A 15,641-nucleotide genomic window follows, 5' to 3' on the forward strand; every position below is an offset into this window, starting at 1 on the left:
TTATCATTTTAAGCCTTCATCCGAGATACGAGGCTAATAACCTCCAAACGCCCTTTTATCCGTTCACTCTCTGTTTCCTGGCTGCTTCCTGATGGTCCTGTTTATGGACGTTATACATCCACGCCTTATCTTCGTCCATCATCCGCTTCGCTGCATAAACGAGCAGGAACTGGACAAGAATGATCGGCAGCCCCATCAACCCCGACACGACGTTCAGCGGAGCGAGGCCGCCGACACGCATCAGGATGAGAGCGAAGACGGTGATAATAGCTGCGATAAGGATACGCAGGACCCGCGGCGGTTCGAACCGGCTCATATCACGGGTACTTGTATAAGCAGCAACCGTGTACGTCGTCGAATCGAGCGTTGTCGTCAGGAAAATAAGGGCGACGATCATAAAGATAACGATTGCGATATTTCCAAACGGCAGCGTTGCCAAAATATCCGGAATGGCAGCCATCCGGTCCTTTTCTTCAACAAGCTCAAGCACAGACAGATCACCGGATAAATAGCGGTGCACGCCTAAGCCGCCGAGAACCCCCGTAGCGACCCATGAAAGGGCTGTCGGTGCCAAAAGGTAGGTAAGGATCATTTCCTTGATCGTCCTCCCCCTCGAAATCTTCGCTGCAAACACGCTGTGCAGCATAGCCCATGTCGCACTGTAGGCGAACCAGAAGACCGTGTTGCTCTGGATATGGGAGGCACCGCCCTGATGGACCGAGTCAGTATTCAGAGACAGGTTCAAATAGTTGGAAACGAGGAAAGAGACACTGTCCGAGAAATAATTCAGGATGAACACTCCAGGCCCGGCAACCAGAACGAAGACCGCAAAGATTCCGGCAAGGTACATGTTCCACGTACTGAGTCGTTTGATCCCTTTTTCAACACCTAAATATGCACTTAAGGAAAACAAAAAGACCCAGATGATCGTAACGATCAGCGTCAGCGTAAAGGTGACGGGAATGTTCAATAAATGAGATAAATTCTGTGTTATGATCGGTGCTCCCAACCCGAGTGTCACCGCGGCGCCGGCAAGGATGCTGACCAGAAACAGCATATCGAGGAGCTTACCGCCGATGCCTTCTGTGAAGCGGTCTCCAAACAGGGAGCGGCACGCTTCTGATATCCGCAGGAGCGGCCGTTTTTTTACATGCAGGATATACCCCATCGCCGGGGCAATCATGACGAAGATCGCAAACACTTGGAAGCCCCAGAGGAACATGCTGTAGGCGTTTCCCCACAACAGGGATTCCGGTGAACCGGCCTCCACTCCTGCCGGCGGATCGTTCGCAACCGACGTCCACTGCAGCATTCCCGTCCGCATGATCGTCGAGCCCACCCCCATGGCAATCAGGATGGCTGCATAAGAAAACAGCGATAATCGCGGCTTTTCCTGCGGGTCACCGAGGACGACCTTCCCATACTTGGAGAAGGAAAAATAAAGCGCCGCCCCCGTTATCAGGATTCCGTACCACAAGTACCCCCAGCCGAACATATTTACTATGTAATCAAAAACAGCGTTTAACCATTTCAGTGACTCTTCTTCAAAGAGGACGAATGGAACACTGACCGCCGCCATCATAAGAAGCGACGGCACAAAAATCTTATAATCCACCAATCTCTTGCTTTTCATCGAATCCTCCTAATCTTATTCCCCTTTTTTCTTAACGGGTCTACTCCCCTCTACCCGCTGATAAATATGCTATAACGGAATAATAAAAAGGTTTTTTACTATTTTTTTGCCGAAGGATCCTTATATGAATTTTTTTTACGAACAGCCCATGTTCAATCTGTAATGGAACATTCTTATTGTTTTTTTAGTGTCAAAAAGTGGTACATGAAACAGTAATCAAAAACATCGGAAGAGAAGATGTGGAATATGTCGCCATTGGGACAAAAGTATCTACTTCCAATGAAGATATTTCATTCACCCGTGAACATTTATCATTAGCCACAAATACAGGAGAGGAAATAAGCTCTCCAAATGCTTTTATGAGTGATGGTCTAAACAAAGATGTACTCGGTGAAAATGAGTTAATTAGAGTCTTCACATTCTTCCTGGAAGAATCAGATGTTGATGATATTAATGAATTAACCCTCCATATCCAAGCTCCCCAAAATAGTGATGAAGAACCTCTGGGAGAAGATATAGATGTGGATATTACTTTCTAGGTAGGTGAATGTCATGGAAGCCACCCTCTTTTATTCTGCCATTATCCTAATTCCTTCTTTTCTAATTTTTTTAGCTATAAAAAGGATTACGCTAAAATAATGGATCAAAATGAAAAAAGAATGGAATTACAAAATGAAATACTTAAGGAATTGAGAGAAATCAAAAACAAGCTTGGTTAAAAGAGTGCTTTACTTAATTGGACTCTCAAAGTCAAAAAGCCGGCTCCCTTGATGTAAGAGGACCGGCTTTTAAATACTTACTATAATTTAATTATTATTCTCCAACCATCCCATCCCCATCATTATCTCTCATGTACGGATACAACCAATGATCGTCCGTGATCGGCATGCTGAAACCGGCGTCTTTCGCTTCTTGAATGGTTACTTGACCATTGCCGTTCGTATCAATGCTCGAAACATCCCCTTCTTCCATGGAACGAGAACTGTCCTCCGCATTCGAAGGTTCGCTGTCCCCTGTTAAACCCAACGACTCATTGACTTCATCCGGGTTGACATTTTCGAAAGTGTCTACAACCTCGCTGCCGTTTATCGTGTAAGTATATTGATACTCAGAAGGGATCTGCGTGTCCGTATCCGGGTACGAAATCACGGCTTCAAAGTTAGTTGCGCCTCCGGCTTTGCTTATCATATTCTCCATGTACGATTGATCGCCATGACGGTTCAGCGTACTTTCCTGAGGGGTAATATTATAAGCATTAGACACCCCTCCCAAAGAGTCTGCAATAACATGACCTTCATCTAACACATCACTTTCGACACCTGGTACTTTCGCTTCATCCGAAAAATATCTACCACTGGATAAGACAGGTTCTTTGTCATCATCCTGGAGAATAATTTCGTCCGCAACGACTCTTACTAATTGACCATGCTCATTCGTAAATGCCCAGTACTTTCTGTCACCAAACCCTATGTCTACGACAACGTTTGATTCCCTTTCCCCGCTTAGATCACCGCCGTCCACCTCAAGGAGTTCGTATCCTTCAAACGGTGCATCACTCGTTTCGGACGTATCTTGATCAACAACCGCCGAGGCCGTTTCTTCCTGCTGATCCGCCCCTTCCTCTTCCATAGATGTATCTTCAACATTTGCACATCCAGTGATAAAGAAAAACAGGAAAAGTACGATAAAAAACTTTGCTTTCTCTTTCATTTCAGACCCTCCTATTTAAGTTTTTTTGCAATAGACGCCCGCCCTTGTTAAACAAACAGCTGATCGCAGATTAGAAAACAAGAGCAAGTGCTTATAAGACCTGTTTCCTTGTGCCCGTTCCTTTCACATTATGTATTCCTCTTACTAATCGAATGGCCCTTTTACATAGTGAACCCTAACATAAGAAAAAGCAACGTTCCCCATTTTTCTGTCAGCGATCCCCGTTCCATTAAACACACGATCAACACGCCGCCGGCTGATACTTCCAAGCACGAACATTCGAATTCACAGCACTCCTCTCATCCAGCCGGGGATTGGAGGGCAGGGCGGAGACTCCTGCGGGAACAGCGGGACTGGGGAGGCCCCGGAAGAGCGGAGCTCTGAGGAGGCTCGCCGGCCGCCCGCGGAAAGCGCAGCCCTGCACGGAAATCCCCGGCGGCAGCCCGAGAACAAAAAAGCCGCTTCCCCATTACTTAGGGAACCGGCCCGTAAAGGACCTCCAGGGATCACTTCACATTTTTCATCCAAAACTCTCCATCTTTATATTCGATCTGCTCCGGATACCTAAGGTCCGTCACCTCATCCTGCGTCTCCTGGGACGGCGCTTTCGTCAGGAGCGATACCGTGATGTTGGCAACGATGGCAGCAATCGCCCCGAACACGCCCGCCCCCGTATCAATGATCCCGAGAATCGTAAACCCACCGTATTTAGCAGCAAAGATGTAGCCGAGTGTGACAGATAAGCCGACGAGCATCCCCGCGATGACGCCAGGTCCGTTCGAACGCCGCCACCAGACACCAAGCAGCAGTGCCGGGAAGAACGATCCCGAAGCGAGTGCAAACGCCCAGGCGACAATCTGCGTAATCGCACCAGGCGGGTTGAGCGCAATCAGCCCCGCAGCAACGGTAGCAAGCACGATGGACAAACGCCCGACGAACAGGCGGCGCGCTTCCGAGGCCTTCGGATTGATGGAACGATAGTAGATGTCATGCGACAAGGCAGCCGAAATCGCGATCATCAGCCCGCCCGCCGTTGATAAGGCAGCAGCCATCGCACCGGCAGCCATGAGACCGATCACGAAGATACCCAGGTCGGCGATCTCCGGAGTCGCCATGACGACGATGTCATTGCTGATGACGAGTTCCGACCATTGCAGAATCCCGTCGCCGTTCGTATCGGCAAGCGACAACCGCCCCGTATCGACCCACGGCTGTGTCCACGCCGGCAGGTTGTTAAGGGAAGAGCCGGCGACCTCGGTCATCAGGATGAACCGGGAGAAAGCCGCATAAGCAGGGGCAGACAAGTAAAGAAGACCGATGAACAACAGCGCCCACGCCCCGCTCCAGCGGGCAGCCTTCATCGTCGCTACAGTATAGAAACGGACGATGACGTGTGGAAGCCCGGCCGTCCCCGCCATCAATGTGAACATGAGAGCGAGGAACTGCCATTTCGTAGCCTCTGTAAACGGCACGATGTATTCCGAGATACCGAGCTGCTGGTCGAGGGTCCGCATCTCTTCGATGACGCCTCCATAAGACAACCACGGCAGCGGATTCTGAGTCAGCTGCAGCGACATGAAGATGACCGGGATCAAATAGGCAACAATGAGCACCAGATATTGAGCGACCTGGGTCCAGGTGATGCCTTTCATTCCACCGAGCGCCGAGTAAAAGGCGATAAGCACGACCCCGATCAGCGTACCGATGACCGTGTTCACCTCAAGCAGACGCCCGATGACGACACCGGACCCGGACAGCTGGCCGATCGAGTAGGTAAAGCTGATAATGATCGTCGCAACTGCTGCAATCAGGCGGGCCGCATTGCTTTTATAACGGTCGCCGATGAATTCCGGCACCGTATAACGCCCGTACTTCCTGAGCTGCGGTGCGAGCAGGAAGGTGAGCAGCAGATACCCGCCTGTCCAGCCCATGATATAAGCAAGTCCGTCATAGCCGAGAATCATGACCGTCCCCGCCATACCGATGAAGGAGGCGGCGCTCATCCAGTCTGCGCCGATCGCCATTCCGTTGAAAACAGGCGGCACCCCTCTTCCCGCTACATAGAAATCCGACGTCTGTCTGGCCTTGTTATAGAGGGCGATTCCTATGTATAAGGCGAAGGTCCCTCCGATCAGTGCGAGTGAAACGAGAAATTGTGCATCCATGTTCTTCCCCCTATCCTATTGGTTTGCGGCTTTATCTTTTTCTTCTACTGGCTGCTCGATCAAGCCGAATTTCTTATCTACGGCATCACTGATTGCGGCATTGAAGAAAAGCAGGAGGATGAAGACGAGCACTGCCCCCTGACTCCCCATGTAGTAGGGCAAAGGGATCCCCATTATTTCAATCGACGAGAGACGTTCTGCAAAGAGGACAATGACAAACGAAGCGAGGACTCCGACCGCCAGGTAGATGCCGATCAAAGTCGTCCGAAGACGAAAGTACGCCTTCGCCCGTGCTGGATCCATTTTCTTCACTGTAATCCTTCCCTTCGGTTTCATCCCCTCAGGTCGAAGATGAATTGAATTGTTTCCCAAAACGGCATAGGCACCTGGATGATTTTGACAAGAGAAGTGGCGAGAACCCCGGCAAGCGGCAGCAAAAGGAATATCGGACGCTTTCTGCGGAGAGCGAGAGCGACAGAAAGGATCGTCAGCAAACCGAGTACGATGGGAATGAGCATGGCACACCTCCTTTGTATACGCTTCCAATTAAGCGCACAAAAATAATTAGAAAATACTGAATATTACAACTGTCATTATTATAGACCTTGGAATTATTGTCAACCGATGGAAAAACATATCGTAAAATCAAGGACAATGACACGGGACATTTTACCCCTGTAAAAGATAAAAGCCCCCGGACCCGGGAGCTTATCCTCGATTATTTTCCAAAAAGATGACGCCACGTCTTAGGGCCGACCATTCCATCCACTTCCAGGCCGTGCTGCTCCTGATAAGTCTTCACGCCTTCCTTTGTTTTCGGACCGAAGGAACCGTCCACAGAGACGCCTATCCTTCTCTGCACCTCACCGACGGCCAAACCTCGTGCCCCCTGTTTCAGGACGCCCGTGTACGTACGCATCTTCAAGCGGGTGCGGGTCTTCGGACCATAGCTACCGTCCACGGCAAGCTCCTCTTTTTCCTGAAACATCTTCACTGCCTGCATCGTGGCAGGTCCAAAACGTCCGTCCACCCCTGAGGGACCAAGCGGATAGCCGAGATCCGCAAGCTGCTTTTGAAGTATGCGTACAGCAGGTCCACTGCTTCCGGTCTTAAGCACTACTGCCCATTCCTCTGCCTCCATCCATTCCAGATGGGCATAATCCTTGAATGATTTCCAGTCCCCACCCCACGAGAATCCAAGCTCTTTGGCAAGCGCAGCGACCCGTCTCCAACGGCTGTCGACGACCCAGAGCGCTTCGTTTCCTTCGGGTGAAACGAGGAAGAAGTCGACCGCCCTTCCGGAATGATGGTTGCTTTCCCCTGGCTCGGCGTAGGTGACGATTCGTCCCGCACTGCCGTAATGAACGCCGTTCCAATGATACCCCGGCCTCCCCTGCCCGTAGATCGCTGCCTGCTGGGTATGGGAACGATAGCCGGAGGACATTTGGACAGCTATTCCTTCCTCATAGGCTGCATCAATTAATTCGATCACTTTCTTCTTTACTTCCATATGAACCTCACCGATTCGTTCCAAGCTGCGTTTCTTTAACGTTTCTACACTTATCATGACTAATCCCCTCCCACTTTTACAATCGAAAAGAGACCCTTCCATGGTGTCTAAACAGATGGCTCGCAATCGAAGCAGGAATCATCGTAGAATAGAAACGTAATCTAATGAAGAGGTGACGACAATGAAAATAGAAGTATGGTCCGATTTCGTCTGTCCGTTCTGCTATATCGGCAAGCGCCGTCTGGAAGCAGCGCTTGAGCAGTTCCCGGGACAAGACGTAGACGTGGAATATAAGAGTTTCGAGCTTGATCCGAATGCACAGAAGAACACCGGTAAATCTGTTGTAGAAGGCCTTGCTGCGAAATACGGCCGCAGCCTGGAGGAAGCAAAAGGCATGACCGACAACATGACCGAGCAGGCGAAAACGGTCGGTCTCGATTTCCGCTTCGATACGATGAAACCGACGAACACGTTCGACGCTCACCGTGTTGCTCAGCTCGCTAATGAAAAAGGAGTCGGCAAAGCCTATACCGAGCGTTTCCTTCATGCCGTCTTCACGGAGTCCAAAGACGTGGGCGACTACGACACGATCGTCGCACTTGCAACGGAAGCAGGTCTGGATGAAGCAGATGTGAAGGGTGTGCTTAATGGAAACGGCTATACGGAAGCCGTCCGCGCCCAGGAAGCTGAAGCGCAGCAGATCGGCGTCCAAGGCGTACCGTTCTTCGTCATCAACCGTAAGTATGCCGTGTCCGGCGCCCAGCCGACGGAAGTATTTGTCCAGGGGCTGGAGAAAGCGTTCGCCGAAGAAAAGCCGGTATTCGAGGATCTATCCCAGGACCAAGGCGCTGTCTGCACCGACGACGGCTGTGAAGTACCGGGAAATAAGGAATAATAATAAGAAAAAGCGCGGGACCCGTTTGGTTCCCGCGCTTTTTTTGTATGTAATAAAATAGATATTCGATTCGCGTGCGCCAGGCTGAAGGGAGTTCCTATCCTGCAAAGGGCGTAGGGAAAGGAGAGAATCCGATGGGCTCACCGGCCGCCCCATGGAAAGCCTCTCCTTTCCCGGAGCCCGCTCTCCCTAATAGGATTATTGGACCTCGGATTACAAGCTGCTGGTACCCAATCGTATTAAATAATTCCCTGGATGCGGAGCGTGATTTCCGCGATTAACGCTGAGCCGAGGAACGTCCCGAACATGACGAAGACGGCGACGACGATCGAGCGCCAGCCGAGCTTCGCGAAGTCGGCCCACGAACGGCCGATCGCGATCCCGGCATAGGCAAGGATCGGCGTCGTCAACGCGAGCAGGTTGACTTCATTCGTCGCAGCGACGATGTAATCCGATCCCGGCATCCACGGCATCGAGAACAACACGCCGACGATGGCAACATAAGCGACGCTCGGAATGCTTCCAGGGAGTACTTTCCCCAGAAGCAGACCGATCAGGCAGATGATGACGAGAATGACCATTCCGGGAAGGGCTTCGACGATACCGACATCATAACCGATCCTGTTCCCGAGCAGGGAAACGATACCGAAAATTGCGAGCAGGAGCACCCACTCTTGAATCGTTTTCAACATAATCAGACCTCCTCCGTTTTCTTCGTTGTTTTCTTCTCCCGGGTGAGCAGTTGGTACATCTTCTCTGTGAGCGGGAGTCCGATGAAGATACTCATATAAAGGCCTGTCGAAAGAGAAAGGAGGTTACTCGCACCGGCAAACGCGAGGATGTCCGATTCCATAGACGGAAAGGCGGCGACGAGAGAGCCACTGGCCGCAGCCATCATGCTTCCACTCCCGATTCCAGATGCCATCGCGAACGACAGCGGGCTGAGTGGTGTGATGGTCGCGAGAAAACCGGAGATTAATCCCATGAATACCGCGCCGAAGACGGTACCGAATATGTAAATGGCCATGACTCCCCGTCCTTCCGGTGAATGGAAGCCGTATTTATCCATGATCAGTCCGACGTTCGGCTCCCGCGCGACCGAGTGCGTCATACCGATCGCTTCCCGTTTCAACCCTAGCAGGACAGCGACCGGGAGTGCGATGAAGATTGTGCCGAGATTTCCGAACTCCTGAAGCAGCAGGGCAGGGCCTGCGGCGATGATCTCCGGCAGCGACGGACCGATGACGACACCTATTTTCGCAATGAGGAGCGTTACACCGAGAATGATAAGCGGTTCGGCGTTTTTCGCCTGTTTTTCCTTAATGAGCGGTGTGAAGAATAAAGCAAGACCGATGATAATGGCATAAAGCATAGGCAGGAGCAGGACGACGCCCGGCCCGACCGTGAAGGAATGGGTTCCGATGAATTCCGTAAGTACGACGATGATCAGTACGATGGCATGAAGGCGCCAGTCTTTCCAAATGTTAGTCAGCTTTTGTTCCAAGACATATCCCCCTAGATGATGTTTTCTCCCCGGCTGCTCCTTTCTCGAATAATACTAATAATTATAATTATCTAAACAATCAAATCAAGGGCAGATTTTGACATGATTCGATACAGGTGCCGTCTGGACGCGGACCACCCCTCCAAGAAAAAATTCTCCGATCGTCCCCTCCGTGCCCGTCACTCCTTCAGATCCCGGTGAATAGCCTATAGTGTCTACGCGTGTCGTAGAAAGAAAGGAGGCACTATGGTGGAACTAACCCTGTCTCATTGGATCTATGGTTTGTTCACCTTCCTCATCATCGTTACGATGATTTTCAGAAAAGGAGTCGTCCTTCCGACGCTGCTCGGAACGTTCCTCGTCGCGTGGGTCTTCCACGGCAGCATCGTCAGCGGCTTCATCGGCGTGTTCCAGGCCAACCTGGTCGCGGCCAGAGAACTGTTCAACATCTTCTTGATCATTACCTTCATGGTCGCCCTGCTTCGGTCACTCCGGGATCTCGGCGCCGATACGAAAATGATTCAACCGATAGAAAAGGTGATGGTCAACAGCCATCTCTCCTTCTTCGTCCTGCTTACCGTCACCTATATCGTCTCCCTGTTCTTCTGGCCGACACCGGCCGTGCCGCTCATCTGTGCCCTGCTCGTTCCAGCGGCCATCCGCACCGGACTGCCGGCGATGACAGCCGCGGTCGTCGTCGCCATCGCCGGGCAGGGGATGGCACTTTCCTCGGATTACATCATCCAGGTCGCACCGGGACTGTCTGCGAAGTCCGCCGGTGTGGAAACTGCTGCGGTCATGGATCAAGCGATGATTCTTTCGCTCATTACCGGAGCCGTCGCCATCAGTCTCGTCTACCTCCTCCATCGGAAATCGTTCCGTACAAAAGGAGACCCGGAAAACAGCCGGGAGCTTGCTGCCATGCAGGGGACAGACGATATAAATGGGACAGACGCGCATCCGTTCTTCAGCAGACTTTTCGCCATTCTCGTCCCACTCGCTATGCTGGCGATCATGATCTACATGGTCACTACGAAGGTGACTTCCGGCGGAATGGGCGGGTTTGAAGGAGGAACCGGTGCTGCCTTTATCGGGGGTGTCGCCGTCCTGCTTCTTCTGCTTTCTGCGACCGCCCACGGAAAACTGCGGGCGCTTGATGATGTCAGCAAACACTTGACCGAAGGCTTCGTTTTCGCTTTCCGGGCGATGGGACCGGTCATTCCGATTGCCGGCTTCTTCTTTCTCGGAAGTGCGGATTTCGCTAAAGATATCCTGGTCCTGTCCGCCGATTCCGCCCCGTCGCTGTTGTTCGACCTTGTCCAGTCGATCCAGCAGTTCCTGCCGGAGAGCGCCGTTTGGACTGCATTCTCGATTCTTCTGATCGGGATCATCACAGGGCTCGACGGTTCCGGATTCTCCGGCCTCCCTCTGACCGGTGCATTATCGGCTTCGCTTGCGAACGGTCAGATCGATGTCGAAACGCTTGCTGCCATCGGACAGATGGGATCGATCTGGACGGGAGGAGGAACGATCATCGCCTGGTCGTCCTTGATTGCGATTGCCGGTTTCTGCGGCGTGCCCGTGATGGAACTCGTCCGGAAGAACTTCTTCCCCGTCCTCCTCGGCCTGATCGCATCCACTACCCTGGCCATCTTCCTGTTTTAAGGAGATAGTCTCCCCATTTCCCTCCGCCCTCTGCCATACAACAGCTCCATTCTCCTTAAGTGCAGGTCCCTTCCAACCATAAACAAAAAAGACCGAACGCAGCAGAGGCGTTCGGTCTTTTTCTTCTACTCTTGTTTGATGATCCGACTTTCGTATGGAGCGAGCTCCACATCCTCGAAGGAGCGGACTTCTTCGCCGTGGTTCATGACGAACAGGAAGCTTCCCTCTTCGCTTGTGCGGCGGTATACTTCTACATCCTCTTCCGACTCTACGTGGAAGATTCCGTGCTTCTCTATAATCGGCTGGACAAGCTCTTTCAGCGTATCTGCATCGAGACCGCCGCCGATGTAGTAGACATCTCCACTTCCGTAGCGGTTCCGCGTTACCGCAGCAAACTGCTTGTAGAACGTGTCGGTGTAACGGAACAGGACTTCCGCTTCTTCCGCAACGAGCAGGTCGCGCCAAACGGATACATAAGCGGCGGCACCTTCCCATTCTTCTTCCCCGCGGATAGCGAGACGATGTTCTTTTGTGAGTGATTCAATCTCCTCGACTCTTGCACCGACGAGCTTGCTGACAGGCCCCGGAAGGGTTTCTCCGAGGCGGATGTTGTTGTCTTTGTCCTTCAGTCCCGTACGATAGGAGAAAATGACCGTTCCGCCTCTGTCTGCGAATGCATGAAGCCGGTCCGCGAGCCCCTGTTCCATCATCTGCATAACAGGTACGACGACGACTTTGTAACCGCTGAAGTCCCGACCGGCAGGAATGACGTCGATCGCCGTGTTCCACTGATAGAACGGACGATAGAGTCGCAGCAGTTCTTCATTGAAATCGAAATCTTTACTCTGAATCTGAGCGCGCCATGACCAAATATTATCGTAATCATACAGAACCGCTACGTCCGCTTCAATCTTCGCATCCAGCAGTCGAGAATGATCTTTGATCGATGAAAACAGCGATTGGACTTCCTTATACTTCCGTCCGTAAACGTTATCATGATCGACGACACCGAAGCAGAACTGCTCGGCTCCCTTCGTCATCCCGCGCCAGCGGAAGTAGAGCATATTGGAACAGCCGTGGGCGAAGGCTTGATACGACCACATCTTCGCCTGGTCCGGCCGTGGCAGATAGCCGATGACGTCGTGCCCCTGCGCGCCCATCAGTTCCTCCACGATCCAATAGTTCTGATCGAGCAGCCCCCGGTTGAAATCATGGGTCATCGCGATGGATTCCCGCGGTACCGGCTTCTCAAGGCCGCCCCACACCGGGTAGTTATCATAAGAAACGAAGTCCATCGGCTCTACGTTTTCTTCATGGTCGAACGATTTATTGAAGAAACCTCCCGACACGTTCGTCGTCACCGTCTGATGCCCGCCTTTACACTCTTTTACAATCTCCGTCATCTCATGAGTGAAGCTGTTGATGGAGTAAGAACGGAACCGCGCCCACTCCAGCTTCAAACTTGGATTGTGTGTGGTGATCGTCGGCTTTGGATGAGGAATTTCCGAGAAGTCGTTGTACGTCTGTCCCCAGAAAATCGTCCCCCACGTCTCATTCAATTCCTCAATGGAAGCATATTTCTTTTCCAAATACTTTTGAAATGCCTGGTGGCATTGATCGCAATAGCAGAGGTCGCTGCCTTCGTGACCGATCTCATTATCGATCTGCCAGGAGATGATCGCCTCTTCCTCCTTGTAATGGGCGACGAGTTCCCTTGTGATCCTCGCCGCATATTCCTTGTATTTATCAGAATTGAAGCAGTACTGCCGGCGGCCTCCGAAGACACGCGTCTGTCCCTGTTCATCCTCTGACAGGATAGACGGATGTTTCTTCGCGAGCCAGGCCGGAAACGTCGCTGTCGGCGTGCCGAACATGACGGACAGCCCCGCTTCCTTCAACTTCTTCATAACCCCGTCGAAATAGGAGAAGTCGAATCTTCCCTCTTCCGGTTCCATCCTATGCCAGGCGAATTCACCGATCCGGACGATATTCGCACCCAGCCCTTTTATTCCATTGATGTCTTCATCGATCATTTCCTCCGGCCAATGCTCCGGATAATAATCGACTCCCAAATATGTCATCTAACGCTCCCCCGTTTCTATCGTCAATGTCCATTTATATGTTCCTTTTGGAGGAATGTAGGAAGCCTTCCCGATCTTGTCCGCCACGTACACGTCATCGTAGACGCCTGTGCACGGCTCAAGCGCGACGTTATGCTCCCCGCGGTAGCCGCCGCGTGTCTTCCAGATGCCGAGATAAGGCACCATCTCCTCCGGAAAATCATACGTCAGCTTCCTGCCGAGCTCCGGCTGGGAAAGCGTGCACCACCCTTTTTGCAGCGGTTCAGTGAAATAGAACTTCTCCATCGTTCCTTCCTCGAGAGGTTCAAGCTTCGAGAGATCGATCTTCTCCCCGGTAGACAAGGATGTCGTAACCGGATAATCATGGACCGTCCCCCAATCCCCGAGATGCTTCGTACCTTTCTCCACATTCATCACCTTATCGGCGCCCTCCGGAACTTCGATCTCCGTATGCTCGTTGTAATTAAGCAGCGCATGCGGCGTCCAGATGAACGGAAACGGCTCATCGCCGTAGTTTTTCGCTTCATAGGACGTTACGACGACGTTCTTATACAGCCCGACTTTTTTCTTCAAACGATACGGAAACACCGGACTGTCTACATACATCTCGATACAGCCGTTGTTCTCTTTGTACTCCCAGGGAAGTGCCCACACTTCCCCGTGATCCGGCACTTCTTTCCACGACAGCGGATGCGGACCGCGGTCGATTCCCGGAAACATTTCATCGAATCCGCTGGAGTCATACTTGGAGAAATCCGCTCCATAAGGCGGGACCGTCAACTGCTTATCCTTCGCCTGATAGAGCCACTCATGATTGATTTCCTTATCATACAGACTCACCATTTTCCCGCCGTAAGCCGGCAGGATGGCACAGCGTACGTAGGAATTCTCCAACACCACGGCCTCGAGCCCTTTGTACTTCTTCTTATGATAAGTCGATACATCGATCATGTTCTCTTCCTCCTTATACGATTTGTTTGATGAACCGGCGGAACGCCTTCTGGCCGGCCTCATCTCTTTTGAACACACCGGCATGCTCAAGTACTTCCGAGAAGCGTCTGCCGATTTCCTGCTCGATCTGCGACCACAGTGCCTCCCTGGACGACCTGTCCCAATCGATGCCGAGTGCCCACGGGACATGCTTCGCCGTCGCCTCTTCCTTGGCAGCATCCTGCAGACGGCTCTCCATGATTGCATCGGCCAATTTCTCCATTTCCTCTACGAGACGGCCGGGCAGCACTGCCAGCCCCATCACTTCGATCAAGCCGATATTCTCCTTCTTAATATGGTGCACCTCTTCATGCGGATGAAAAATACCCAGCGGGTGCTCTTCACTCGTACGATTGTTCCGCAAGACAAGGTCGAGCTCATACTGACCATCCCGGTACCTTGCAATCGGCGTGACCGTATTGTGCGGCTCCCCCGCCGTTTCTGCATAAATACCCGCTTCCTCATCGGAATAAGCACGCCACGATTGTAAAATCACTTCCCCGAGTTCTGATACCCGGTGCCGGTCCGCTCCCTTCACACGAAGCACCGACATCGGCCAGCGTACGATCGACACCTCCACATCTGAAAAGCGTGGCAGGCGATAGCTTTCCTGTTCCTCGGCTTTCGCCATCGGGAATTCATGGTGCCCGCCCTGGAAGTGGTCATGGCTCAGAATGGAACCACCCACAATCGGCAGGTCCGCATTCGATCCGACGAAATAATGTGGCAGCTGATCCGTGAAATCCAGCAGACGATCGAAGCCCTCCTTCGATATCTTCATCGGCCGGTGGTCACGCGAGAGGACGATGGCATGCTCGTTGTAATACACATACGGCGAATACTGCAGGAACCAATGCTCTCCTTCCAGATCGATCGGAATGATGCGGTGGTTATCGCGCGCCGGATGATCGAGCCTTCCTGCATAGCCGACGTTCTCCTTACACAACAGACAGGATGGGTATGCTTCCGACGGCGGTGCAGCTTTTGCCGCCGCAATCGCCTTCGGATCCTTCTCCGGCTTCGACAGGTTGATCGTTATTTCCAAGTTCCCGTACTCCGTCGCGCTGTACCAGTGTTTGTTCTTTGCAATCCGGTCCGTACGTATATAGTGGGCATCCTGAGACAACTGATAAAAATAATCCGTTGCCGCTTCCGGTCCCTCTTTCTCGAATTTGTGATAGAAATCCCGGATGACCTCCGACGGCCGCGGCATGAGACAGTCCATCAGCTTCGTATCAAAAAGATCACGGTCTGTCGTCGTATCCTCTTCCAGAACCCCGCGTGCCGCTGCATCGTCCAACAGACGCTCCAGCACCGGCACCGGACTCTCCAACGCTACTGCGTCGTTGATACGAACCGGCCCTTTCCCTGTAAGTTCCATGACACGGAACAGCTGGTTCCTGACGTAATCGACATCCCAGACAGAAATCATCTTTTTGTTCAAACCGAACTGAATCAGACGTTCGATATCTTCGTAGACAGCCATTT

14 protein-coding genes are annotated in these 15,641 nt (G+C 52.1%); 3 read left to right on the forward strand and 11 right to left on the reverse strand.

Annotated features, from left to right (window positions below):
* Positions 1-55: 55 nt before the first annotated feature.
* Positions 56-1,633, reverse strand: coding sequence for a BCCT family transporter (locus tag AXG56_RS12060; protein ID WP_026577907.1), 1,578 nt, complete (start codon positions 1,631-1,633; stop codon positions 56-58).
* A 239-nt stretch (positions 1,634-1,872) separates the two neighbouring features.
* On the opposite strand from AXG56_RS12060, the gene AXG56_RS12065 reads away from it, so the two are divergent.
* Positions 1,873-2,172 carry a hypothetical protein gene (locus tag AXG56_RS12065; RefSeq protein WP_152522206.1) on the forward strand — a complete coding sequence of 100 codons (300 nt, stop codon included), beginning with the start codon at positions 1,873-1,875 and terminating at the stop codon, positions 2,170-2,172.
* Positions 2,173-2,446: 274 nt separating this feature from the next.
* Here AXG56_RS12065 and AXG56_RS12070 read toward each other — a convergent pair whose 3' ends face one another.
* The 5 genes from AXG56_RS12070 to AXG56_RS12090 all read right to left on the reverse strand — a co-directional run bounded on the left by AXG56_RS12070 (position 2,447) and on the right by AXG56_RS12090 (position 7,075).
* Complete coding sequence (locus AXG56_RS12070; protein WP_062514810.1) at positions 2,447-3,343, reverse strand: DNA/RNA non-specific endonuclease; 897 nt, start codon at positions 3,341-3,343, stop codon at positions 2,447-2,449.
* A gap of 506 nt (positions 3,344-3,849) precedes the next feature.
* The gene (locus tag AXG56_RS12075; protein ID WP_026577904.1) at positions 3,850-5,508 is read right to left on the reverse strand and encodes a sodium:solute symporter family protein; all 1,659 of its coding nucleotides are present in this window, start codon (positions 5,506-5,508) and stop codon (positions 3,850-3,852) included.
* A gap of 15 nt (positions 5,509-5,523) precedes the next feature.
* Positions 5,524-5,811, reverse strand: a complete 288-nt coding sequence (locus tag AXG56_RS12080; RefSeq protein ID WP_369815271.1) for a DUF4212 domain-containing protein — start codon at positions 5,809-5,811, stop codon at positions 5,524-5,526.
* A 29-nt stretch (positions 5,812-5,840) separates the two neighbouring features.
* Complete coding sequence (locus AXG56_RS12085; protein WP_062514812.1) at positions 5,841-6,026, reverse strand: hypothetical protein; 186 nt, start codon at positions 6,024-6,026, stop codon at positions 5,841-5,843.
* Positions 6,027-6,226: 200 nt separating this feature from the next.
* Positions 6,227-7,075 (reverse strand): peptidoglycan-binding protein, encoded by an 849-nt coding sequence (locus tag AXG56_RS12090; RefSeq protein ID WP_062514814.1) that lies wholly within the window; start codon positions 7,073-7,075, stop codon positions 6,227-6,229.
* Positions 7,076-7,199: 124 nt separating this feature from the next.
* On the opposite strand from AXG56_RS12090, the gene AXG56_RS12095 reads away from it, so the two are divergent.
* The gene (locus tag AXG56_RS12095; protein ID WP_062514816.1) at positions 7,200-7,913 is read left to right on the forward strand and encodes a DsbA family oxidoreductase; all 714 of its coding nucleotides are present in this window, start codon (positions 7,200-7,202) and stop codon (positions 7,911-7,913) included.
* A gap of 239 nt (positions 7,914-8,152) precedes the next feature.
* Here AXG56_RS12095 and AXG56_RS12100 read toward each other — a convergent pair whose 3' ends face one another.
* Positions 8,153-8,605, reverse strand: a complete 453-nt coding sequence (locus AXG56_RS12100; RefSeq protein WP_008632503.1) for a hypothetical protein — start codon at positions 8,603-8,605, stop codon at positions 8,153-8,155.
* Positions 8,606-8,607: 2 nt separating this feature from the next.
* Positions 8,608-9,417, reverse strand: coding sequence for a DUF3100 domain-containing protein (locus tag AXG56_RS12105; protein WP_008632501.1), 810 nt, complete (start codon positions 9,415-9,417; stop codon positions 8,608-8,610).
* 249 nt (positions 9,418-9,666) lie between these two features.
* Here AXG56_RS12105 and AXG56_RS12110 point away from each other — a divergent pair, with 249 nt between their 5' ends.
* Positions 9,667-11,082 (forward strand): hypothetical protein, encoded by a 1,416-nt coding sequence (locus tag AXG56_RS12110; protein ID WP_062515260.1) that lies wholly within the window; start codon positions 9,667-9,669, stop codon positions 11,080-11,082.
* A 125-nt stretch (positions 11,083-11,207) separates the two neighbouring features.
* Here the strand turns inward: AXG56_RS12110 and AXG56_RS12115 are convergent, their stop codons facing one another.
* The 3 genes from AXG56_RS12115 to galT are packed head-to-tail and all read right to left on the reverse strand — an operon-like array spanning position 11,208 to position 15,639.
* The gene (locus AXG56_RS12115; protein ID WP_062514818.1) at positions 11,208-13,163 is read right to left on the reverse strand and encodes a beta-galactosidase; all 1,956 of its coding nucleotides are present in this window, start codon (positions 13,161-13,163) and stop codon (positions 11,208-11,210) included.
* Complete coding sequence (locus tag AXG56_RS12120) at positions 13,164-14,114, reverse strand: galactose mutarotase (RefSeq protein WP_062514820.1); 951 nt, start codon at positions 14,112-14,114, stop codon at positions 13,164-13,166.
* 13 nt (positions 14,115-14,127) lie between these two features.
* Complete coding sequence (gene galT / locus AXG56_RS12125) at positions 14,128-15,639, reverse strand: UDP-glucose--hexose-1-phosphate uridylyltransferase (protein ID WP_062514822.1); 1,512 nt, start codon at positions 15,637-15,639, stop codon at positions 14,128-14,130.
* Positions 15,640-15,641: the final 2 nt, after the last annotated feature.

This window comes from Halobacillus sp. KGW1, assembly GCF_001592845.1.
In the GTDB taxonomy this organism is placed as follows: Bacteria; Bacillota; Bacilli; order Bacillales; family Halobacillaceae; genus Halobacillus.